This is a genomic window from Streptomyces gelaticus, assembly GCF_014649535.1.
In the GTDB taxonomy this organism is placed as follows: Bacteria; Actinomycetota; Actinomycetes; order Streptomycetales; family Streptomycetaceae; genus Streptomyces; species Streptomyces gelaticus.
This window is the reverse complement of sequence record NZ_BMTF01000002.1, coordinates 59,327-79,142: the sequence shown is the minus strand read 5'-3', so window position 1 is coordinate 79,142 and position 19,816 is coordinate 59,327. Positions and strand designations below refer to the sequence as shown.

General features: G+C 72.5%; 19 protein-coding genes and 1 riboswitch. Of the genes, 6 read left to right on the top strand and 13 right to left on the bottom strand.

Annotated features, from left to right (window positions below; all coding sequences use genetic code 11):
* Nucleotides 1–137: 137 nt before the first annotated feature.
* Together IE107_RS03055 and IE107_RS03050 are read left to right on the top strand one after the other, a co-directional pair.
* Complete coding sequence (locus IE107_RS03055; protein ID WP_189540742.1) at nt 138–917, top strand: alpha/beta hydrolase; 780 nt, start codon at nt 138–140, stop codon at nt 915–917.
* Nucleotides 910–1,593, top strand: coding sequence for a hypothetical protein (locus tag IE107_RS03050; RefSeq protein ID WP_189540740.1), 684 nt, complete (start codon nt 910–912; stop codon nt 1,591–1,593). The genes IE107_RS03055 and IE107_RS03050 overlap by 8 nt, the downstream gene beginning before the upstream one ends.
* Nucleotides 1,594–1,627: 34 nt before the next feature.
* Here the strand turns inward: IE107_RS03050 and IE107_RS03045 are convergent, their stop codons facing one another.
* The 6 genes from IE107_RS03045 to IE107_RS03020 all read right to left on the bottom strand — a co-directional run bounded on the left by IE107_RS03045 (nt 1,628) and on the right by IE107_RS03020 (nt 6,693).
* A complete protein-coding gene (locus IE107_RS03045; protein ID WP_189540738.1) occupies nt 1,628–2,386 on the bottom strand; it encodes an endonuclease/exonuclease/phosphatase family protein in 759 nt (252 codons plus the stop codon).
* Between the two features lie 78 nt (nt 2,387–2,464).
* The gene (locus tag IE107_RS03040; protein WP_189540736.1) at nt 2,465–3,406 is read right to left on the bottom strand and encodes an ROK family glucokinase; all 942 of its coding nucleotides are present in this window, start codon (nt 3,404–3,406) and stop codon (nt 2,465–2,467) included.
* Nucleotides 3,407–3,480: 74 nt separating this feature from the next.
* On the bottom strand, nt 3,481–3,939 hold the full coding sequence (locus IE107_RS03035; protein ID WP_189540734.1) for a DUF5304 domain-containing protein: 459 nt from the start codon (nt 3,937–3,939) through the stop codon (nt 3,481–3,483).
* Nucleotides 3,940–4,021: 82 nt separating this feature from the next.
* Nucleotides 4,022–5,338, bottom strand: a complete 1,317-nt coding sequence (locus IE107_RS03030) for an ArsA family ATPase (RefSeq protein ID WP_189540732.1) — start codon at nt 5,336–5,338, stop codon at nt 4,022–4,024.
* A 4-nt stretch (nt 5,339–5,342) separates the two neighbouring features.
* Nucleotides 5,343–5,792, bottom strand: coding sequence for an SRPBCC family protein (locus tag IE107_RS03025; protein ID WP_189540730.1), 450 nt, complete (start codon nt 5,790–5,792; stop codon nt 5,343–5,345).
* Between the two features lie 109 nt (nt 5,793–5,901).
* Nucleotides 5,902–6,693, bottom strand: a complete 792-nt coding sequence (locus tag IE107_RS03020) for a metallophosphoesterase family protein (protein ID WP_189540728.1) — start codon at nt 6,691–6,693, stop codon at nt 5,902–5,904.
* 280 nt (nt 6,694–6,973) lie between these two features.
* Between IE107_RS03020 and IE107_RS03015 the strand changes: the two genes are divergently transcribed.
* Complete coding sequence (locus IE107_RS03015) at nt 6,974–8,770, top strand: AMP-dependent synthetase/ligase (RefSeq protein WP_189540725.1); 1,797 nt, start codon at nt 6,974–6,976, stop codon at nt 8,768–8,770.
* Between the two features lie 59 nt (nt 8,771–8,829).
* On the opposite strand, the gene IE107_RS03010 is transcribed toward IE107_RS03015, so the two are convergent.
* Nucleotides 8,830–9,972 carry a glycosyltransferase family 4 protein gene (locus IE107_RS03010; protein WP_189540724.1) on the bottom strand — a complete coding sequence of 381 codons (1,143 nt, stop codon included), beginning with the start codon at nt 9,970–9,972 and terminating at the stop codon, nt 8,830–8,832.
* A 113-nt stretch (nt 9,973–10,085) separates the two neighbouring features.
* Here IE107_RS03010 and IE107_RS03005 point away from each other — a divergent pair, with 113 nt between their 5' ends.
* Complete coding sequence (locus IE107_RS03005; RefSeq protein ID WP_189540723.1) at nt 10,086–11,333, top strand: glycosyltransferase 87 family protein; 1,248 nt, start codon at nt 10,086–10,088, stop codon at nt 11,331–11,333.
* Nucleotides 11,334–11,347: 14 nt separating this feature from the next.
* Here the strand turns inward: IE107_RS03005 and IE107_RS03000 are convergent, their stop codons facing one another.
* The 5 genes from IE107_RS03000 to IE107_RS02980 all read right to left on the bottom strand — a co-directional run bounded on the left by IE107_RS03000 (nt 11,348) and on the right by IE107_RS02980 (nt 16,827).
* Nucleotides 11,348–12,586 (bottom strand): gluzincin family metallopeptidase, encoded by a 1,239-nt coding sequence (locus tag IE107_RS03000; RefSeq protein ID WP_189540721.1) that lies wholly within the window; start codon nt 12,584–12,586, stop codon nt 11,348–11,350.
* 16 nt (nt 12,587–12,602) lie between these two features.
* Nucleotides 12,603–13,634 carry a C40 family peptidase gene (locus tag IE107_RS02995; protein WP_189540719.1) on the bottom strand — a complete coding sequence of 344 codons (1,032 nt, stop codon included), beginning with the start codon at nt 13,632–13,634 and terminating at the stop codon, nt 12,603–12,605.
* 236 nt (nt 13,635–13,870) lie between these two features.
* The gene (locus tag IE107_RS02990; RefSeq protein ID WP_189540716.1) at nt 13,871–14,899 is read right to left on the bottom strand and encodes a C40 family peptidase; all 1,029 of its coding nucleotides are present in this window, start codon (nt 14,897–14,899) and stop codon (nt 13,871–13,873) included.
* Nucleotides 14,900–15,184: 285 nt separating this feature from the next.
* A complete protein-coding gene (locus IE107_RS02985) occupies nt 15,185–16,549 on the bottom strand; it encodes an NYN domain-containing protein (protein WP_189540715.1) in 1,365 nt (454 codons plus the stop codon).
* Between the two features lie 35 nt (nt 16,550–16,584).
* Nucleotides 16,585–16,827, bottom strand: coding sequence for a hypothetical protein (locus IE107_RS02980; protein WP_189540713.1), 243 nt, complete (start codon nt 16,825–16,827; stop codon nt 16,585–16,587).
* Between the two features lie 164 nt (nt 16,828–16,991).
* On the opposite strand from IE107_RS02980, the gene IE107_RS02975 reads away from it, so the two are divergent.
* The gene (locus tag IE107_RS02975) at nt 16,992–17,744 is read left to right on the top strand and encodes a rhomboid family intramembrane serine protease (RefSeq protein WP_189540711.1); all 753 of its coding nucleotides are present in this window, start codon (nt 16,992–16,994) and stop codon (nt 17,742–17,744) included.
* Complete coding sequence (locus IE107_RS02970; protein ID WP_093543818.1) at nt 17,741–18,022, top strand: Lrp/AsnC family transcriptional regulator; 282 nt, start codon at nt 17,741–17,743, stop codon at nt 18,020–18,022. Before IE107_RS02975 ends, IE107_RS02970 begins: the two co-directional genes overlap by 4 nt.
* 75 nt (nt 18,023–18,097) lie before the next feature.
* Here IE107_RS02970 and IE107_RS02965 read toward each other — a convergent pair whose 3' ends face one another.
* Nucleotides 18,098–19,474 (bottom strand): aminotransferase class V-fold PLP-dependent enzyme, encoded by a 1,377-nt coding sequence (locus tag IE107_RS02965; protein WP_189540708.1) that lies wholly within the window; start codon nt 19,472–19,474, stop codon nt 18,098–18,100.
* 174 nt (nt 19,475–19,648) lie between these two features.
* A riboswitch (SAM riboswitch) is annotated at nt 19,649–19,766 on the bottom strand.
* Nucleotides 19,767–19,816: the final 50 nt, after the last annotated feature.

Below are 19,816 nucleotides of genomic sequence, written 5' to 3'. Positions count from 1 at the left end.
CCCGCCCGGCACGGAGCCGATGCGGGGCCGCGGGCGGTGACGCCCCTGGTCGGTGTCAGCCCGGTCGCGTACGGTGAAGTAATCCTTCTGCACTCCCCCTTTCGCTCCCCTTCGAGCCTCACGAACAGGAGACCCCGGTGCCGGTCCTTCCTGGAGCCGAGCCGTTCCGCCACGAGGGCGGAGAGGTCGGCGTCCTCCTCTGCCACGGATTCACCGGTTCCCCGCAGTCGCTGCGCCCCTGGGCGCACTACCTGGCGGAGCGCGGGCTCACCGTCTCGCTGCCCCTGCTGCCGGGGCACGGCACCCGCTGGGAGGACATGCAGCTCACCGGCTGGCAGGACTGGTACGCGGAGGTGGACCGGGAGCTGCGCGCCCTGCTGGAGCGGTGCAGCCAGGTCTTCGTCTTCGGGCTGTCCATGGGCGGCGCGCTGACGCTGCGGCTGGCGGCGAAGCACGGGGACGCGATCAGCGGCCTGGTGCTGGTCAATCCGGCGAACAAGGTGCACGGCCTGTCGGCGCACGCGCTGCCGGTCGCCCGCCATCTGGTGCGGACGACGAAGGGGCTGGTGAGCGACATCGCCCTGGCCGGCTCCGAGGAGGTCGGGTACGACCGGGTGCCGTTGCACGCGGCGCATTCGCTGCGGAATTTCTTCCGCCTGGTCGACGCCGAGCTGCCCCAGGTCACCCAGCCGATGGTGCTGCTGCACAGCCCGCAGGACCATGTGGTGCCGCCTGCCGACTCGGCTCGCATCCTCAGCCGGGTGTCCTCGACGGACGTCGAGGAGATCCTGCTGGAACAGAGCTACCACGTGGCGACGTTGGACCACGATGCGGAGCGGATCTTCGACGAGAGCCACCGGTTCATCGGCCGCCTCGCCCCGAGCGTCGGAAAGAAGGGGAGCACGTCAGGTGGCTGAGCACGACGCGGAGCGCGCGGGCAGCGAGGAGGAGCGCGAACCCCTTCCGACGGAGGGGTCTGCCGCGCCCGACGACGGCACGGTTCCGCAGGACGCCGCTGCCCGTCAGGCGTCGCCGGACGCCGACGGCGGCCGCCGGTCCGAGCCGTCGGTCGACGAGGACGCGGCGTGGCAGGCGATCGTCGCGGGGTACGGCGAGGAGCCGCCGGACCCGCCGGGCACCAAGCCGTTCCGGTCGGTCGAGGATCTCGCGCTGCTGGAGGACGATCAGCCCGGCATCCTGGATCCCGACAAGGGGCTGGGGAAGAAGTCCGTGAAGCCGCCGGAGAAGCCGCTCGGCAGCTCGGTCGTGTTCGCCCCCGGCGTCGCGGGGCCGCGCGACTACGAGGTCGCGGAGCCGAAGGACGACGACCTCGACGACAGCGACGAGGGGCATTTCGTCCCTCCGGAGCCGCCTCCGCTGCCGGAGGCCGATGTCACGGCGAAGTTCGCCTGGCTCGCGGTCGTCGGCGGTCCGGTGCTGATGCTGCTCGCGGTGCTGCTGCGGTGGGACATGACCTGGTGGCTCACGACAATCTGCGTCGGCGGCTTCCTGGGCGGTTTCGTCACCCTGGTGGCCCGGATGAACGACGACGACGAGGACGACGACGACCCCGGGCGCGGGGCGGTGGTCTGAGGCCGGGGCGCTGCGGCGGGTGGTCCGGTCCGGCTCAGGGCCTGACCGCGGGCACCCGCAGCACCGCCAGCACCGGCAGGTGGTCGGTGGCGGCCCGCAGGTCCGCGTCGGTGACGCCGGGCAGCCCGGCGGGGACACCGCAGCCGAGCACCTCGATGCCGTCCGTCGCGAAGACCGCGTCGATGCGCCGTCGCGGGTGGTCCGGCGTGTAGGTGTTCTCCCCGCCCCAGGGCCGGACCACCCAGCAGTCCTGGAGCCGCCCGGCCAGCCGTCGGAACGCAGCTCCGGTCGGTACGTCGTTGAGGTCGCCGGCCGCGACGGCGTGCTCGACGCCCATCGCGTCCAGCCGTTCCAGCAACAGCTCCGTCTGGGCCAGGCGTTCGTCCCGCTGCAGGCTCAGGTGGAAGCTCAGCAGACCGATCCGGATGCCCGCGATCCGCACCACGGACGTGGCGAAGCCCCTGCGGTGGAGTCCGGGAGTGAGCGGCAGCAGCACGTCCTGCGTACGCTCCACGGTGGCCCGCAGCGAGCAGAGCAGCAACGGCCCGGCCGCGGTGGCGCCGCCACCGAGGAGGACCAGGTCGGTACGGGCCGCGAGCCAGGCGGCCCGCTTGCGCCAGCGGAAGAAGCGCGGGGCTTCCTGGATGAAGACCAGGTCGGGGGCGCAGGCGCGGATGACGCGGGCCAGCGCCTCGCGGTCGTCGCGCATCGACCGGACGTTGTAGCTGAGCACGCGGATGACGGCCGAACCATCCGGCTCGGTACGGGAGTCGGGCAGTGGCGTCAGGACCATGGGGCTCACGATACGACGGACGCCCGCCGCTCCCCCAGGGGCGCGACGGGCGTCCGGTCCGGTCCTGTCCTGTTCGGCTCAGCCCTGGCGGGCCAGGTCGGCCGCGCCCACCAGCCCGGCCTTGCCGCCCAGTTGGGCCGCGAGCACCTGGGCGTGCGGGCGCCATTCGCCACCGATCAGCCAGCGCCGGAACGACTTGCGGATCGGGTCGAGCACCAGCTCGCCCTCGTCCGACACTCCGCCGCCGACGATGAACGCGGACGGGTCGAAGAGCGAGGCGAGGTCGGCGAGTCCGGCGCCGGCCCAGCGGGCCAGCTCGCGGAACGAGTCGACCGCCACCGGGTCGCCCTGCCGGGCGGCCTGGCTGATGTGCTTGCCCTCGATGCCCTCCACCGTGCCGTCGCCGAGGGACAGCAGGACGGTGGCGTTCTCGGGGGTGGCGTTGGCACGCTGCTTGGCGTACCGGACGAGCGCGCGTCCCGACGCGTACTGCTCCCAGCATCCCTGGCTGCCGCAGCCGCAGAGCAGACCGTCCGGGACGACCCGGATGTGGCCGAACTCGGCGGCCACGCCGAAGCGTCCGCGGCGCAGCTTGTTACCGATGATGATGCCGCCGCCGAGGCCGGTGCCGAGCGTGATGCAGATGACGTCGTCGTGGCCCTGCCCGGCGCCGAAGCGGTATTCGCCCCAGGCGGCGGCGTTGGCGTCGTTCTCGACGACGACGGGGAGGCCGACGCGCTGTTCGACCTTGTCCTTCAGCGGCTCGTGCCGCCAGTTGATGTTCGGCGCGAACAGCACGGTGGCACGCTTGTCGTCGACGTATCCGGCCGCACCGATGCCGACGGCATCGATCCGGTGGCCCTCGCTCGCACCGGACACCGCCGCCGCGATCGCGTCCACGATGCCTTCAGCCGTCGGCGGGGTCGGCACCTTGAACGTCGAGAGGATGTGGCCTTCTTCGTCGACCACTCCAGCCGCGATCTTCGTGCCGCCGATATCGACGCCGATGGTGAGTCCCATGAATCCCTCAGTTCCGGTCGAGCCCCGCTGGGGCCAACCGTACCCGAGCCGGAAGCCCGGCCTTTCGGTGCCGGTCAGTCCAGGTCGATGTGTTCGCCCGCGGCGGGGCCCTCGTCACGGGGGTCGGAGGGGTCGTCGGCCTTCTTCTCGGCGCCCGCGGGGTCCCCGGCGCCCTGGGTCCAGCGGCGTTCCTGACCCTCGACGGCGGAGCGGTAGGCGGCGAGGAGTTCGCTGCCGGCCGCGGCGATGTGGTCGAAGACATCCGGGTTGCGCTCGATGACGGGCTCGACCGCGGACCTGGCCTGCTTGATGATCTGCTGCACGGTGCCCTGGGCCGCCGCGCCGAACAGCGGCGACTGGAGGGACGAGACCTTGTCGGCCACGGCGTCGACCAGCTTGCGCAGCTCCTCGGCGGCGGAGCCGGGCGGCGGGCCGTACTGGGCCCGGCGGCGGGCCTTCTCCTCTTCGAGGTCCTCGGCGCAGGCCTTCGCCCACGCGTCGTCGTCGACGGGACGATCGGTGGCATCGCTCATGGCGGACTCCTGCGACGTGGTGTGCGGCGGCCCGGCATGCGGGGCGCCTACTACCGACGTTACCCGAACCGTGCGGCGCCGTTCAGCCCGTCCTCGGCCACAGCCCGGGGTCCGGGGTGAACCGGACCCGGAGCACCCCGTCGGTGAGGGCGGCGCCGGAGACGGTGCAGCGGCGCAGTCCGGACTCCAGCGGGACGATCCGGTGGAACGGGCCCACGGTGAGCAGCAGTTCGTCGCCGCGGCGGACCAGCTGGAGGTCCTTCTTGACGGCGCCGGGCAGCGGCAGGCACCAGACGAGGACCGGGTCGCCGTCGCCGGCCGCCGGGGCGGTCACGATCCGGGCGCCGGGCAGCAGTCCGTCGAGGCCGTCCGGGACGTCGGGGCTCTCGATCCACCAGGGGTCGTCGGCCCGTCCGGGGCTCCGCGCGTCCAGTTCCGCGGCCAGTCCGTCGCCCTCGAAGAGGCCGCCGCCGGTGCCCGCCGCCTCGAAGACGGTGCAGGCGGCCGCGGTGTCGAGGCGGGCGAGGTCGTCGAGGCCCCGCGGGTCGCGGCCGAGGTGGGGCACCTCGCACAGCGCGGCCCCGGGCACCCATTCCTCGTACCAGCGCTCGACGGTCTTCTCCTGCTGTGCGGCGAGCGCCGCGAACCAGGGGTCGGCCGAGTGGCTGGGCAGCACCCGGTTCACCGCGAGGGTGTCGACCCGCAGCCCGTGCAGGGCGAGGCCGGTGCGGGCGGTGCGCAGGGCGTCCTCGGCGGCCGGGCCGGGCTCCGCGACCAGCCGGAGCGTGGTGTTGCGGTCCTCGATCAGGGCCTGGACGGCGGCCAGCTCGGCGTCCCTGCGGGCGGCCGCCTCGTACAGCCACTGCGCGGGCATGGGCACACCGGCGAGCTGGGCGAGCATCGGGCGCAGGGCGCGGGCGGCCTGGCGTTCCGGGGGGAGCAGCCGGCGCAGATAGCGGCGCAGCTGCCCGGGGAGGGCGAGCAGGGCGATCGCCTCGCGCAGCGGGGGCAGGTCGACCACGAGGAGCTCGTGGCCGCGGCGCGACCAGTCGCCCTCGGCGGCGCGTCGCAGGGTGTGCAGGAGGGCCAGCTCGCAGCTGCCGGGGAGTTCGGTCAGTTCCTCGCCGTCCAGCCGGTTCCCGCCGAGCAGGTCGAGTACGGCGGAGGCCTGGTCCTGAAGGGCGAGGAGTTCGCCGCGGAAGTGCTCGCCGGAGTCGATGCGGGCGGACCACAGCCCGTCGGTGACCTCGGTGGGTTCGGTGCCGTCGGGAAAGCCGGGTATGCCGTCGGCCGTCAGCAGCAGGGTGCGCCGGCCGCGACGGGCCGCGGCCAGCGCGGTCGCCGCCGCGACGGTGGTACGGCCGGCGCCGCCGGGGCCGGTGACGAGGACCGTACGCACCGGGTCAGGCCTTCGGGACGGACTCGACGCGCTTCTTCAGACCGGCCAGGGCCCGGTCGATGATGACCTTCTCCGCCTTGCGCTTGATCATGCCGAGCATCGGGATCTTGACGTCGACGGTCAGCCGGTAGGTGACCTGGGTGCGGTCGCCGTCGCCGAGCGGGGCCAAGGCGTAGGAGCCGTCGATGGCGCGCAGCATCTGGGACTTGACGAGGGTCCAGCTGACCTCGTGGTCGCCGGTCCAGGTGTAGGCGAGCGTGTGGTCGTCCTTGATCGCTCCGGCGTCGAGGACGAGGCGGACCTTCTCGGCGCGGCCGTGGTCGTCGGTGGAGAGGACCTCGGCCTCCTTGACCTCGCCGGTCCACTCCGGGTAACGGGCGAAGTCAGCGATCACTCCCATGACGTCGGCCGGTGCCGCCTCGATCGTGATGCTCGAGCTGGTGTGTTCAGCCATCGCCGTGGCTCCTCCAGTGCGGTGTACCGGTGCGTCGGCAGAGGCCCCTGCCGTCAGAAGGCTATCGCGTGCCCACGGCGCCTCGTCCCAGGGTCCGGTGCCGGTGCGGTCACCATTCCAGGGCCCAGGGCCTGCCGGTGGACGCGAAATGACCGACGTTCACGCATTCGGTGGCACCGATCCGCATCCGGCGGACCAGCGGCTGGTGGACGTGGCCGAACAGGGCGTACCGGGGGCGGTTCCGGCGGATGGCGTCCAGCAGGGCGCGGCTGCCGCGTTCGAAGCGGCGCGCCACCGTGTCGTACGTCAGCTCCGGCACCTCGGGCGGGATATGGGTGCAGAGCACATCGACCGGGCCGAGCGCCGCTATCTTCGCCGCGTACTCCTCGTCGCCGATCTCGTACGGGGTCCTCATCGGGGTCCTCAGGCCGCCGCCGACGAAGCCGAACACCCGGCCGCCGATCTCGACCCGTTCGCCGTCCAGGACGGTGGTGCCCGGGCAGGCGTACTCGGACCACAGGCCGGGGATGTCGACGTTGCCGTAGGTGGCGTACGTAGGGGTGGGGAAGGCCGCGAAGAGTGCGGCGTACTGCTTGCGCACCGCCGAGACGATCGCGGCGTCGCGGTCGATGCCCGCCCACAGGCCGCGGCCGAACTCGCGGGCCTCCTCGAAGCGGCGCGCGGTGCGCAGCGCGACGATCCGGTCGGCGTTCTCCACACCGAAGAGGTCGGGGAAGATGCCGCGCGAGTGGTCGGCGTAGTCGAGGAAGAGCACCAGGTCACCGAGGCAGACCAGGGCGTCGGCGCCTTCCCCGGCGCGGGCCAGTGCCTCGGTGTTGCCGTGCACGTCACTGACCACGTGGATGCGCGTGCGCTGTCGGGTGCTGTCTCCGGCTCGCATGACGATCACCCTAGAACCCCGTCGGTCACCTGGGTAGAGGCCGCCGGACCTGCGAATATCGCCCTCCGGTCACGCGGGTGGACTACTGTGCGCCCAAGGATCACCGTTGTGTGTGACGCACAAGACATCTGGCCGGAACCCCCTATCGGGAACCGAGTACTGGTGGGTAACGTCCGGGCAGTCCAGTCGTGCTCACCCCACTGAGCACCTGCCAATCTTGGACCGCAGCCGGTGCGTCGCACAGAGCCGTGGCACCGGCGCCCGATGAGGAGCAGCAGTCTTGCGCGAGTTCAGCCTTCCGGCCCTGTACGAGGTCCCCTCGGACGGCAACCTGACGGATCTCATCCGCCGCAATGCCGCTCAGCATCCCGATGCCGCGGTGATGAGCCGCAAGGTGGGGGGCGTATGGACGGATGTCGACGCCACGCAGTTCCTGGCCGAGGTCAGAGGCGTCGCCAAGGGTCTGATCGCCGCGGGCATCGAGGTCGGCGACCGGGTGGCCCTGCTCTCGCGCACCCGCTACGAGTGGGTGCTGTTCGACTTCGCGATCTGGAGCGCGGGCGCGGTCACCGTCCCGGTGTACGAGACCAGCTCGCCCGAGCAGATCCAGTGGATCCTCGGTGACTCCGGCGCCGCCCTGTGCCTGGTGGAGTCCGAGGCCCACCAGGCCTCCGTGGTCTCCGTCCAGGCGGATCTGCCGGCCCTGAAGGGCATCTGGCAGATCGAGGACGACGCGGTCCGCCGGCTGACGGCGATCGGGGAGGACGTCTCGGACGAGACGCTGGACCTGCGGACGGTGAGCGCCAAGGCGGACGACCCGGCCACCATCGTCTACACCTCGGGCACCACCGGTCGCCCCAAGGGCTGTGTGCTCACGCACCGCAGCTTCTTCGCCGAGTGCGGCAACGTGGTGGAGCGGCTGAAGCCGCTCTTCCGTAGCGGCGAGTGCTCCGTGCTGCTCTTCCTGCCCACCGCGCACGTCTTCGGGCGGCTGGTCGAGGTGGCCTCGGTGATGGCCCCGATCAAGCTCGGCTGCGTACCGGACATCAAGCACCTCACCGATGAACTGGCCTCGTTCCGACCGACGTTGATCCTCGGTGTGCCGCGGGTCTTCGAGAAGGTCTACAACGCGGCGCGCGCCAGGGCACAGGCCGACGGCAAGGACAGGATCTTCGACAAGGCCGCGAACACCGCGATCGCCTACAGCCGCGCGCTGGGCACCCCCCAGGGCGCGCCCCTGGGCCTGAGGCTGAAGCACAAGATCTTCGACCGGCTGGTCTACAGCAAGCTGCGCGCGGTGCTCGGCGGGCGCGGCGAGTACGCGATCTCCGGCGGCGCGCCGCTGGGCGAGCGGCTCGGCCACTTCTACCGCGGGATCGGCTTCACGGTCCTGGAGGGCTACGGCCTGACCGAGACCTGCGCGGCCACCGCCTTCAACCCCTGGGACCGGCAGAAGATCGGTACGGTCGGCCAGCCGCTGCCCGGTTCGGTCGTGCGGATCGCGGACGACGGCGAGGTGCTGCTGCACGGCGAGCACCTGTTCACCGGCTACTGGAACAACGAGGCGGCGACGGCCGAAGCGCTGGCCGACGGCTGGTTCCACACCGGTGACATCGGCACGCTCGACGAGGACGGCTATCTCGCGATCACCGGCCGCAAGAAGGAGATCATCGTCACGGCGGGCGGCAAGAACGTCGCTCCGGCGGTGATCGAGGACCGGATCCGCGGCCACGCCCTGGTCGCCGAGTGCATGGTGGTCGGTGACGGACGGCCGTTCGTGGGCGCGCTGGTCACCCTGGACGAGGAGTTCCTGGGCCGGTGGGCCGAGGAGCACGGCAGGCCGGCCGGCTCGACGGCCCGGTCGCTGCGCGAGGACCCGGAGCTGCTGGCCGAGGTGCAGCGGGCGGTGGACGACGGGAACGCGGCGGTGTCCAAGGCGGAGTCCGTACGCAAGTTCCGTGTCCTGGACTCGCAGTTCACCGAGGAGGCGGGCCACATCACGCCGTCTCTGAAGCTGAAGCGGAACGTGGTGGCGAAGGACTTCGCGGACGAGATCGATTCGATCTACCACGGCTGACCGGCGTCCAGCCGCGACAGGGCCCGCACGGCGTGTGCGGGCCCTTTCCCGTACGTGGCTCAGAGCAGCGCCCGGAGCCGTTCGGCGAGCAGGTCCCAGCGCCACTTCTCCTCGACCCAGGCCCGGCCCCGCTCCCCCATCCGCTGCCGCAGCTCCGGGTCGCCAAGCAGCGTCACGATCCGGTCGGCCGCCTCCTGGGCGCTGCCGCCGCGCACCACCCACCCGGTCTCGCCGTCGAGCACCGCGTCGGGCGCGCCGCCCGAGTCGCCCGCCACCACCGGCAGACCGGTGGCGGAGGCCTCCAGGAAGACGATGCCCAGGCCCTCCACGTCCAGGCCGCCGCGACGGGTGCGGCACGGCATGGCGAAGACGTCGCCCGCGCCGTAGTGGGCGGGCAGTTCCTCCCACGGCACCGGTCCGGTGAACCGCACGGACTTCTCGACCCCGGTCCGAGCGGCCAGCCGCTTCAGCTCCTCGGCGTACGGTCCGCCGCCGACGATCAGGAGCACCGCGTCCGGCACCCGCGCCAGGATCGCGGGCATCGCGAGGATCAGCGTGTCCTGGCCCTTGCGCGGCACGAGCCGTGACACGCAGACGACGACGGGCCGGTCCGCGAGGCCGAGCCCGGCCCTGACCCGGTCCCCGCCCGACCCCGGGTGGAAGGTCTTCTCGTCGACGCCGGGCGGCAGTTGGACCATCCGCGCCGCGGCCTCGGGGGTGAGCGCGGGGGCGATCCGGGAGCGGGTGTACTCCCCCAGATAGGTGATCGTGTCCGTGCCCTCGCCGATCCGTCGCAGCAGCTGCCGGGCCGCGGGCAGTTGCGCCCAGCCCGCCTCGTGCCCGTGGGTGGTGGCGACCAGGCGCCGGGCGCCGGCCCTGCGCAGCGCGGGTGCCATCAGCCCGAGCGGGGCCGCGGCGCCGAACCAGACGGAGGTGCAGCCGTGCTCGCGCAGCAGCCGGACGGCGCGCCGGGTGACCCGCGGGGTCGGCAGCAGCATCGTCGTTGGGTCGCGCACGACGGTGAACGGCTGCTCGGCGTCGAAGGCCTCGGTGGCCTCGATGCCCTCGGGGGTCCGCTTCCAGGTGGAGGCGTAGACGACGATCCGTCCGGGGTCCAGGCGCAGCGCCATGTTGTGCAGAAACGCCTGGATGCCGCCGGGGCGGGGCGGGAAGTCATTGGTCACGATCAGGGTCTTGTCCATCCCGGCCGACAGTACCGGGCGGTCCGGCCCCGATGGCTCCCGCACCGGGCGTGCGGGCATCATGGCTCCTCGTACCCGCCGAGCTACGACCGACGCATACGGATGAGGCGTTCATGAGGGGATCGACCGGCGCACGGCTCGCCGCCGCGGCGTGGGCCCTGACCAGGGTCGCGCTGCTGTGCTTCGTCACCAAGGTGATCACGCTGCCCGGCCCGGACGTGACCAGTGATGTCTCGGTGATCTACCACGGCTGGTCCGAGGTCCTGCGGACCGGCACGTACCCGTCGTCCGACGTCACCTGGCAGTACCCGCCGCTGGCCGCGCTCGCCGTCCTCTCCCCCGCGCTGCTGCCGTTCCTCGACTACGCCTCGGCCTTCTTCGTCCTCGCATGCGTGTGCGACGGGCTGGTGCTGGCGCTGCTGCTGTACGCGGGCCGGGGCGGCGGCCGGTCGGTGGCGGGCGCCTGGGTGTGGGTGGCGGGGGTGCCGCTGCTCGGCACGACCGCGTACGCCCGTTACGACGTGATGGTCACGGCGGTGGCGGTGGCGGCGCTCCTGGCGGGGCTGCGGCATCCGCGGGTGATGGGGGTGCTGGCCGCCGTGGGTGCGCTGCTGAAGGTGTGGCCGGCGCTGATCCTGGCCGGTACGGCGCGCGGCCGGCGGACCCGGCTGGCGTGGACGGCCGCGGCGGTGACGACGGCCGGGCTGCTGGTGGGGTGCACCGTGGCGATGCCCGGGGCGCTGGCCTTCCTCGGCTCCCAGCGCGACCGGGGCACCGAGGTCGAGTCGCTGGGCGCGCTGGTCTTCCATGTGGCGCGGCAGTTCGGCTGGCAGGGCCGGGTGGAGCTGCACTACGGCTCGATGGAGTTCCTGGGGCCGCATGTGCCGCTGGTGAGCGCGCTCGCCCTCGGCCTGTCCGTCCTCGCGTTCGGCTGGCTGCTGGTGTGGCGGCTGCGGGCCCGTGACTTCGGCGCGAGCACCCCGGCGGACGCGGCGTTCGCGGCGGTGCTGCTGTTCACGACGACGAGCCGGGTGATCAGCCCCCAGTACATGCTGTGGCTGGTCGGTCTGGCGGCGGTCTGCCTGGTGTTCCGCGACAGCCGGATGGTGCTGCCGGCCGGTCTGGTGCTGCTGGCGACGGGCATCACCCAGTGGGAGTTCCCGCTCGGGTTCACGCATGTGGTGACCAGCGACGCGACCGGTGTGACGCTGATGTTCCTGCGCAACGGCCTGCTGGTCGCGGCGACGCTGCTCGCCTGCCGCCGGCTGTGGCGGCGGACGGTGCCCGGGGCGGCGCGCGGCGATGGCGGGTCCGCCGTCCGGCCGGACCTCGGCCGGGAGGCGGCGCCGGTCGGCTCCTGAGCCGTGCGCCTGGCTCAGCCGAGCTCGGAGCCCAGATACTCCCGCCAGAGCGTGGTGAAGTCCTGCGGGGTGGTGTCGAGCACCTCGTGCATGGCCTGCTCCACCGCTCCGTCCCGTCCCGGATGCCCTCCGACGGCCCGGTAGAAGGCGAACAGCTTCTTCTCGCCCCAGTGGTCGGCGATCAGCTCGCAGGCCGCCCAGCCGCCCTCGTACGCCCTCGCCAGGCGCGCGGGGTCGCCCGCGAAACCGAAGTCCTCGTCCGCGGGAAGACCGGCGGGCGGGTCCCCGCGCCGGACCGCGTCCGCGAGCTCGGGCGCGATCCGCGCCGGGGCGCGATCCTCCGAGCGGTAGGCCGCCCAGTCCGCGAAGCCCTCGGAGAGCCAGGCCGGGGTCGCGGCGGAAGTACGGGTGCGGGTGGCGACATGGGTGGTCTCGTGGGTGAGGACGATCCGCTGTCCGAAGCCGCCGAGCGTGCCGTACGCCTGCGGGTTGACGATCACCCGGTCCGCGGGGGTCCGGCCCGCGCCGCCGGTCCGCCCGGTGGTGACGGCGGCGATGCCCCGGTAGTCCGCCGCCGATCCCAGCAGCTCCGCCATGTCGTCCACCGTCCTGGGTACGAGCACCACCACGCGGCCCGCCCAGCGTTCCGGCCAGGCGCGGGAGACGGCGGGCACCGCGCGGTCCGCGGTGCGGGCGACGGCGCGCAGCTCCTGTTCCGTGCGGCCGACGCCGAGCACGAGGCTGTGCGACCCGGGCACCACCCGTACGTCGCCCTGCTGCCAGAGCTGGCGGACGCCGTCCCCGCCGGACCGCTCCCCCACGACGTACCAGCGGCCGTCCGCCCGGTCCCGTCTCAGGTCGAGCACCCGGTCCGCGGAGACCGGGGCGGCGTCGTAGTCCTTGATCCGGTAGCGCAGCTCGACGTCCGCGGTGGCCCGGTCGGTGCCGCGCCCGGTCACCCCGTGCAGCCGGTACGTCCATGAGCTCAGCGGTATGTCCGCGAGGTTGGCGAGCTCCCTGCGCTGGGCCGTGCGCAGCCCGGTGGCCCCGGGGTCCGTCGTGGCCAGGAAGGCGTCCGTGTCGTGGTCGAGCACGGCGGCGGCCCGGCGGTCCAGCGTGGCGCGGATGCCCCGGGCGGTGGCTCCGGGGGCCGCGCCGTCGTCGGGGGCCGCGCAGCCGGAGGCGAGCAGCAGCCCGGCGAGCAGCGTCCCCGCCGCGCGCCGTCCTGCGTTCCGTCCCCGCCTGCCGCTCACCGGGTCGAGGGTACGGTCAGACCCGGGTGACCGACGAGACGGGCATCATGCCGACGGGGTCGTAGCGCACCGGGGCCCCTGGGTACGGGGCGTGGATCACCTGGCCGTTGCCGACGTACATCGCGACGTGACCGGCGTCCGCGCGGTAGACGACCAGGTCGCCGGGGCGGGCCTCGGAGAGCGGCACCATGTGTCCCGCGTACCGCTGGGCCTGCGAGGTCCTCGGCAGGCTGACCCCGGCCTGGGCGTACGCCCACTGCATCAGTCCGGAGCAGTCGAAGCCGTCCGGCCCGTTGGCCCCCCAGATGTACGGGCGGCCCAGCGCCTGCCGGACCGCCGCGACGGCCACCGCCGCGCGCGAGGAGCCGGCCGGCAGACCGGCCGCCGCCGGGAACGCGCCGTCGCGGCCGGAGCGCGAGGCCCGCTCGAACTGCGCCCGGTCGGTGCCGGACAGCGTGCCCAGCAGCTTCCCGGCCTCGGCGAGCTTGCGTTCGACGGTCCGTTTGTGCCGGGTGGCGGCCGCCCGGTTGCGTTCCAGGTCGGCCAGCGCGTGGGTCGCCTCCGCCCGGGTCTGCGCGAGAGCGCGCTGGACCTGCTGGAGCTGCCGCAGCTCGGTGGCCTGAAGGTCGGTCAGACGTTCCAGCACGGCCGCCCGGTCGAGGTAGCTGTCCGGGTCGGCGGAGAGCAGCAGGGCGAACGCGGGGTCGATGCCGCCGGAACGGTACTGCGCGCTCGCCGCCGAACCCAGCGCCGTACGCATCCGGTTGACCTGTTCCTGGCCGCGGGCCGCCCGGTCCTGGGCCCGGCCGACCTCGCCGCGCAGCCGGTCGGCGTTCTCCCCGGCCTCGTTGTACTGCTCGGTGGCCCGCTCGGCCTCGGTGTACAGCAGGTCGATGCGGGCCTTGGCGGTCCGGGGCGCGTCATGCGGGTCGGCGTTCGCGGTGGCCGTCCCGAGGGTGGCCGCGGCGGTCGCCGCCGCGGCCGACAGAACGGTGGCCCGGACGCTCGGGTTGAGGCCGGGCTGTGTGGAACGGCGATGGGACACCACAGGACGCCGCACTCCCTTCCGCTGGACGCAGACGTGCGCAGCCCCTGCCGCCCGGGGCGGGCGGACCGACGACCGGGAGCTGCACGGCAGGCAGACAGTAGTCGGGCGATCACGCAGCGGCGAACGGCCGCGCCGGAAGGAGGGCGGCGGAAACGACGGCGCCCCGCCGGTGACCTGTGGTCTCCGGCGGGGCGGACCGTCTGCGCGGGCGCGGGAATTCGCCCGTTCGGGCGTCGTCAGCCGACGCGCACGCCGAACTGGAAGCTGCCGATGGTGTCCATCGACTCGTAACGGACGAACGTGCCCGGATACGGGGCGTGCAGGACGGTGTTGTTGCCCGCGTAGAGGCCCACGTGCGCGGTGTTGTTGAAGAAGACCAGGTCGCCCGGCTTCAGCGCGCTGCGTCCGATGTGGACGCCGTCGTTGACCTGGGTGTAAGTGACCCGGGAGATCTGGACGTTGGCCTGGGCGTAGGCCCACTGGGTCAGCCCGGAGCAGTCGAAGGAGCCGGGGCCGGTGCCGCCGCGGCCGTACGGCTTGCCCACCTGGGTGGCGGCGGCGTTCAGGGCGGCGGCGCCCCAGGCGGAGGCGGGGGCCTCCTTGCCCAGCTCGACCCGGTCGCCCGCGTCGCGGCTGGCGCGCTTCTGCTCCTCGCGCATCTCCGCGCGCTCGGCGGCGGTCATCGAGTTGAGCAGACGCTGCGCCTTGCCCAGCTTGGTCTGGAGCTCCTTCTTCTTCTCGCCGAGCGTCTTGCGTACGTCCTCGAGGTCACCGAGCTTGTCCTGGGCCTCCTTGCGCTGCTGCGCGAGGACCCGCTGCTTCTCCTGGATCTTGCCCAGGGTCTCGGTCTGCTTGGCCGTCAACTGGTCGAGGGCCGAGGCCTCGTCGAGGAAGGTGTCCGGGTTGGACGAGAGGAAGAGCTGCACCGACGGGTCGATGCCACCGGAGCGGTACTGCGCCGCGGCGAGCGAACCGAGGCCGTTGCGGAGCGTGTTGATCTCCTGCTGGCCGCGGGCCACCTTGTCCTGCAGCGCGCCGACTTCCTTCTCCAGCTTCTGCTGCTTCTCCTTGGCGCCGTAGTACTGCTCGTTGGCCTCGCCGGCGTCGTGGCTGAGCTTCTCGACCTTCGCCCTGACTTCGCCCTTGGAGGGCTTCGGGTCGGCGTGGGCCGCCTGAGAGGTCAGGGCCACGGCCGCGGCGGCGGTCGCGGTGAGCACGGTCACGCGGGCACGGCTCGGCTGCTTGGGACGACGGTGGGACGCCACGGAGGCGAGCTCCTTCTTCCTCGAGCCGCCTACCGGGCTGTGGGGGGATGCGAATCCCCGGCTCCGTGCACGTCACGGACTCGGCGGTGCCTTCACCGTCACCCCGGATGGGTGATCAACCGTGCGAAGGTTCGAGGCCTGACCCTAGTGACCAAGTTGTGATCAGTTCAAATCCTCGCCGGAAAAATCTTGTCACAGGCTGCACTTCTTTACCCACGACACACGGGGCGTAGCGGCGACTTGACGGTCCGTTCCCTGATTTGGGACGAGAACCGGCAAGTCTCACTAGACGCGTGAAAGGCGCTTCAGGAGCAAGGCGGACGCAACGGGCCTGGCGCCCGCCTTCGCCACTCCGTCGGCGACTTCGCGGTCGGTGGAGACCACCACGACGGGCCTGCCCGGAGGTTCGGCGCGCGCCAGCTGACGGATGAGTTCATCGGCGGTCACCCCGGGCTTGCTGAAGAGCACCCGGACCCCGCGCGGCGGCGCCAGCAGCACCGGGGCCGCCAGCTCGGCCCCGTCGAAGACACAGGTCATCTCGGCGCCGGTCTGCGCCGCGAGCACCGAGAGCCCGCCCAGCAGCCTCAACCGCTGCTTCTCCAGCGGCAGCTGCGGATAGCCGGTCTTGGTGACGTTGTAGCCGTCGACGATCAGATGCGCCTGCGGCAGTGCGAGCAGTTGGTCGAGCAGGGCCGGGTCGGTCTCCGAAAGGGCCCTGGCGGCAATGTCCTTGGGTGACATCCGGCCCGGCTCGACCGCGTCGACACCGTCTGCGGGGCGGATCGAGGAGGGCGGCAGAGCCAGTTCGCGGCGGAGCCCGCTCGCGGCGTCGAGCACCGTGTCCAGCAGCAGCCGCAGCCGCATGTCCTCGACCGAGCGGCCCTCCCTGGCGGCCCGGCGGCCCGCCTCCACGGACGCCTCGGCCTCCCCGAGCCGCGCCTTGAGCCGACGGCTCTCGCTCTCGGCCGCGGAGACCTGGGCGGCCGCCTCGGACCGTACGGCCTCGGTCTCGGCCCGGCTGCGGCGCAGCGCGGCCTCGCCCCGCCTGACCTCGTTGACAGCGCTGCGCAGCTTGCGCTGAAGGGATTCGGCCTCCTTGCGGGCCGCCTCCAGCTCGCCGCGCAACCGCTCCGTCTCGCTCTTCGTCTGCGAGCGGGCCCGGGCGAGCTCCTCGCGCAGCTGCTCCAGTTCGCGGCGGCTCTCCTCGTCGGCACGCTCGGCGTCCGCGCGCTGGACCTCCTCGCCGGCGGCGGCGACCAGCTTCACCCAGCCCGCCGGGCGCAGCACATAGGCCGCCGCGGCCACGTCGACCGGGTCGGCGGCGGCGGGCGGCGCACCGGCCTCCAGGGCTGCGGCCAGCTCCGGCTGCCCCTCCCTGAGCCGCTCGCCGATCCGCTGCCGGAACAGCGCGTCGCCCTCCAGGGCGGCCGCCATCGCGTTCCCGGCGAACTTGGCCCGACGGGTCGGGGTGAAGCGTGCGTACTGCCGCAGCTGGGCGGGGAGTTCGGTTACCGTCAGACCACCGAACGCGTCCGAGACCAGCGCGACGACCCGCCGCCGTACACCTTCGGGCAGCGGGCGGTCGAGCGCCTCGACGGCGCCGTCGGCCGCCTCGGCCGACTCGGCGCCGCTCTCGGGCTGCTCCGCCATGCCGTCACCCCAAAATGTCTGTGGGCACGGCTCCGTCAGGAGTCGGCACCCGGCCTGTCCACCAGTTCGATCTGGTCCACCGCGTTGCACCAACGGCAACGGACCGACTCGATGGTCTCACTGACCACCTCGCGTTCCTCGACGCTTGACTCACCGGCCAGGTCGAGATGGACATATTCGATGACCTTCGAGGAGCGCGTCACGTCGAAGCGCGTGAGATTTCCGCAGAGCGTGCAGCGCCAGCGAGTCCCGTCGGTCGGCTGGGGAACCGTCGTCATCGTTGCGTCCTCTTTCGTCGAGCCTCGTGCTGCCTTGCCTTCAAGGATCTCGCGGTGCGCCGTCGAACTGCGGATGTCCTGCCGTAACCCTACGGCCTCCTCGCATCCCCCCGACACGGCGAGGCGGTCTGTCCCGTTCCCTCCGCTTGCGTCATGCTCTGTTCATGATCGATCAGCGAGCTGTGCCCGGCAGACCGGCCGGTAGGCTGTTACGGACGGTCACCCCGGGCGGACCAGTGGTGACCCATGCCCTGATCGCGGTCTGCGTCCTGGTCTTCGTGATCAGCCCGCTCTCCGGCCTCAACCCCGTCCCCGGCACCGCCGACGCCCTGCTCGCCGCGCAGGCCGGGTACTTCGAACGCTGGGGCGTGATCCCCAGCGAGCTGTGGGACGGCTCCGCACACGCCCTGCTCACCCCGCTCACCGCCCTGTTCGTGCACGGCAGCTGGCTGCACCTGCTGGGCAACGTGCTCTTCCTGTACGTCTTCGGGGCGATGACCGAGGAGCGCATGGGCCGGGCCGGGTTCACCTTCTTCTACGTCATCTGCGGCTATCTCGCCCTGGTCGCCTACGCGGCCGCCCACGCCACGTCCGACCAGACGCTGGTGGGCGCGTCGGGGGCGATCTCGGCGGTGCTCGGGGCGTTCCTCTACCTGTTCCCCAGGGCCCGGGTCACCAGCCTGTTCCCGTTCCTCTTCTTCCTGCCGCTGCGCTTCCCCGCCTGGATCGTGCTGGTCTTCTGGTTCGTCCTGCAGTGGCTGGCGGTCCGGGGCGCGGGCGACGGCGGTCCGGGGGTGGCCTATCTGGCCCATGTGGTGGGCTTCGCGCTGGGCTTCGTCTACGCCTGGGGGCGTTGTCGGCGTACGGATAGAGTGAAGACACCAGCCACGGCCACCGAGGGAGAAAGCCAGCCGTGATCACCGCGATCGTGCTCATCAAAACCAGCGTGGACCGGATTCCCGAGATCGCCGAGGCCATCGCAGCGCTGGACAGCGTCAGCGAGGTCTTCTCGGTCACCGGTACGTACGACCTGATCGCCATGGTCCGGGTGGCCAAGCACGACGATCTGGCCGATGTCATCCCCGGCCGGATCAGCAAGATCCCCGGCGTCGAGGCCACCGACACGCACGTGGCGTTCCGCACCTACTCGCAGCACGACCTGGAGGCCGCCTTCGCCATCGGCCTCGACGCGTAGGACTTCTGCACGGCGTGCCGCTTCGGCGGGGGACGGCCTGGGCTGCCCGTCCCCCGCCGAAGCGCTGTCCGCCCGTCAGCGCTGCCCCGCACCCCGGTCCGGGACGCAGCGGCCGTCCTCGGTGCGGTACTTCCACCGGGCGCCCTTGCTCACCAACTCCTTGACCGCACGGACGAAACGCTCGATGTGCTCGTCCGGCGTACCCGCGCCGAAGCTCACCCGGATCGCATTGAGCGAGCCTTCCCCCGGCCCGGCCTCCGGCGCGCCGCACTCGCCGACCTCCTGCGGGTCGCTGCCCAGCAGGGTGCGGACCAGCGGGTGGGCGCAGAACAGTCCGTCGCGGACCCCGATGCCGTACTCGGCGGAGAGCGCGGCGGCGAAGTGCGAGCTGTTCCAGCCCTCCACCACGAAGGAGATGACGCCGACCCGCGGGGCGTCGTCGCCGAACAGCGAGAGCACCTTGACCTCGGGAATGCCGGCGAGGCCGGCCCGGACCGTGCTCACGAGGTGCTGCTCCCGGGCGACCAGGCCGTCGAAACCCGCCTCGGTGAGGGCCTTGCAGGCGGAGGCGATGGAGTACACGCCGATGACGTTGGGGGAACCGGCCTCGTGGCGGGCGGCGGTGGAGTGCCACTCGACGTCCACGCCGCCGTCGGTGCGGCGGGCCACCTTGCGCGAGGCGCCGCCGCCCGCGAGGTAGGGCTCGGCCTGCTGGAGCCAGTCGGCCCGGCCGGCCAGGACACCCGAGCCGAAGGGCGCGTACAGCTTGTGTCCGGAGAAGGCGACCCAGTCGACGTCCAGCTCGGCGACGTCGACGGGATGGTGCGGGGCGAGCTGGGCGGCGTCCAGCACGATCCGGGCACCGTGCGCGTGCGCCGCGGCGGCCAGCTCCTTCACCGGCCACAGCTCACCGGTGACGTTGGAGGCGCCGGTGACGCAGACCAGCGCGGGGCCGTGGGGTTCGCGGTCGGCGAGCGCCCGCTCCAGCGTCTCGACGGCCTGGGCGGGGGTGCGCGGGGCGTTCAGATAGGTCACCCGGGCGTCGCGCCACGGCAGCAGCGAGGCGTGGTGCTCGGTCTCGTACACGAAGACCTGGCAGTCGGCCGGAACGACCGCGGCCAGCAGGTTCAGCGAGTCGGTGGTCGAGCGGGTGAAGACCACCTGGTCGTCGGCGCGGCAGCCCAGGAACTCCGCGACGGTCGCCCGGCTGTTCTCGAAGAGGTCCGTGGAGAGCTGCGAGAGGTAACCGGCCCCGCGGTGGACGCTGCCGTAGTACGGGGCGTACGCGGCGACGTCGTCCCAGACACGCTGGAGCGCGGGCGCGCTGGCGGCGTAGTCGAGAGCGGCGTAGGCGACCTCACCGCCCGTGACCAGCGGAACCGTCACATCCTTGCCCAGAACCGGCAGAGGGGCACAAAGCGACTGGTCGGCGGCAGCGGTGAAGACAGACATGGCGAACTCCCGTAAGAGGCAGGCGAATTGCATGCGCCGGCGATACGCGGCAGCGCAGCGGAAGAGAAAAGAGGGGTGTGCGGAGGAGGGCCGACGGCCCTATCGCATTCGCGTGCTCACAAGAGGCTCCCTAGGGACCAGGACCCCGGGGGCTGGCATTCACAGATGCCGAGGGGCCCGCGCTTGCCGCAGACCTCGCTGCCTACGGCCTGGTCTTCACCCGGGGCACCCCGCCACGGACGGAGGGTTGCCGGACAGCGGGCCGGGGCCGTAGTCGCTGTCACTCATGACCTGTCCTGCATCTTGCCATACGCACGAAGACGCGCAAGGGCGCAGTCCAGG

What these genes read in the sequence shown, in the direction of transcription:
- IE107_RS02975 (WP_189540711.1), top strand. Translation starts at nt 16,992, where the DNA reads ATGATCGATCAGCGAGCTGTGCCCGGCAGACCGGCCGGTAGGCTGTTA.
- IE107_RS03040 (WP_189540736.1), bottom strand. Translation starts at nt 3,406, where the DNA reads ATGGGACTCACCATCGGCGTCGATATCGGCGGCACGAAGATCGCGGCT.
- IE107_RS03010 (WP_189540724.1), bottom strand. Translation starts at nt 9,972, where the DNA reads ATGGACAAGACCCTGATCGTGACCAATGACTTCCCGCCCCGCCCCGGC.
- IE107_RS03045 (WP_189540738.1), bottom strand. Translation starts at nt 2,386, where the DNA reads ATGGTCCTGACGCCACTGCCCGACTCCCGTACCGAGCCGGATGGTTCG.
- IE107_RS03020 (WP_189540728.1), bottom strand. Translation starts at nt 6,693, where the DNA reads ATGCGAGCCGGAGACAGCACCCGACAGCGCACGCGCATCCACGTGGTC.
- IE107_RS02985 (WP_189540715.1), bottom strand. Translation starts at nt 16,549, where the DNA reads ATGGCGGAGCAGCCCGAGAGCGGCGCCGAGTCGGCCGAGGCGGCCGAC.
- IE107_RS02980 (WP_189540713.1), bottom strand. Translation starts at nt 16,827, where the DNA reads ATGACGACGGTTCCCCAGCCGACCGACGGGACTCGCTGGCGCTGCACG.
- IE107_RS02965 (WP_189540708.1), bottom strand. Translation starts at nt 19,474, where the DNA reads ATGTCTGTCTTCACCGCTGCCGCCGACCAGTCGCTTTGTGCCCCTCTG.
- IE107_RS03005 (WP_189540723.1), top strand. Translation starts at nt 10,086, where the DNA reads ATGAGGGGATCGACCGGCGCACGGCTCGCCGCCGCGGCGTGGGCCCTG.
- IE107_RS03035 (WP_189540734.1), bottom strand. Translation starts at nt 3,939, where the DNA reads ATGAGCGATGCCACCGATCGTCCCGTCGACGACGACGCGTGGGCGAAG.
- IE107_RS03025 (WP_189540730.1), bottom strand. Translation starts at nt 5,792, where the DNA reads ATGGCTGAACACACCAGCTCGAGCATCACGATCGAGGCGGCACCGGCC.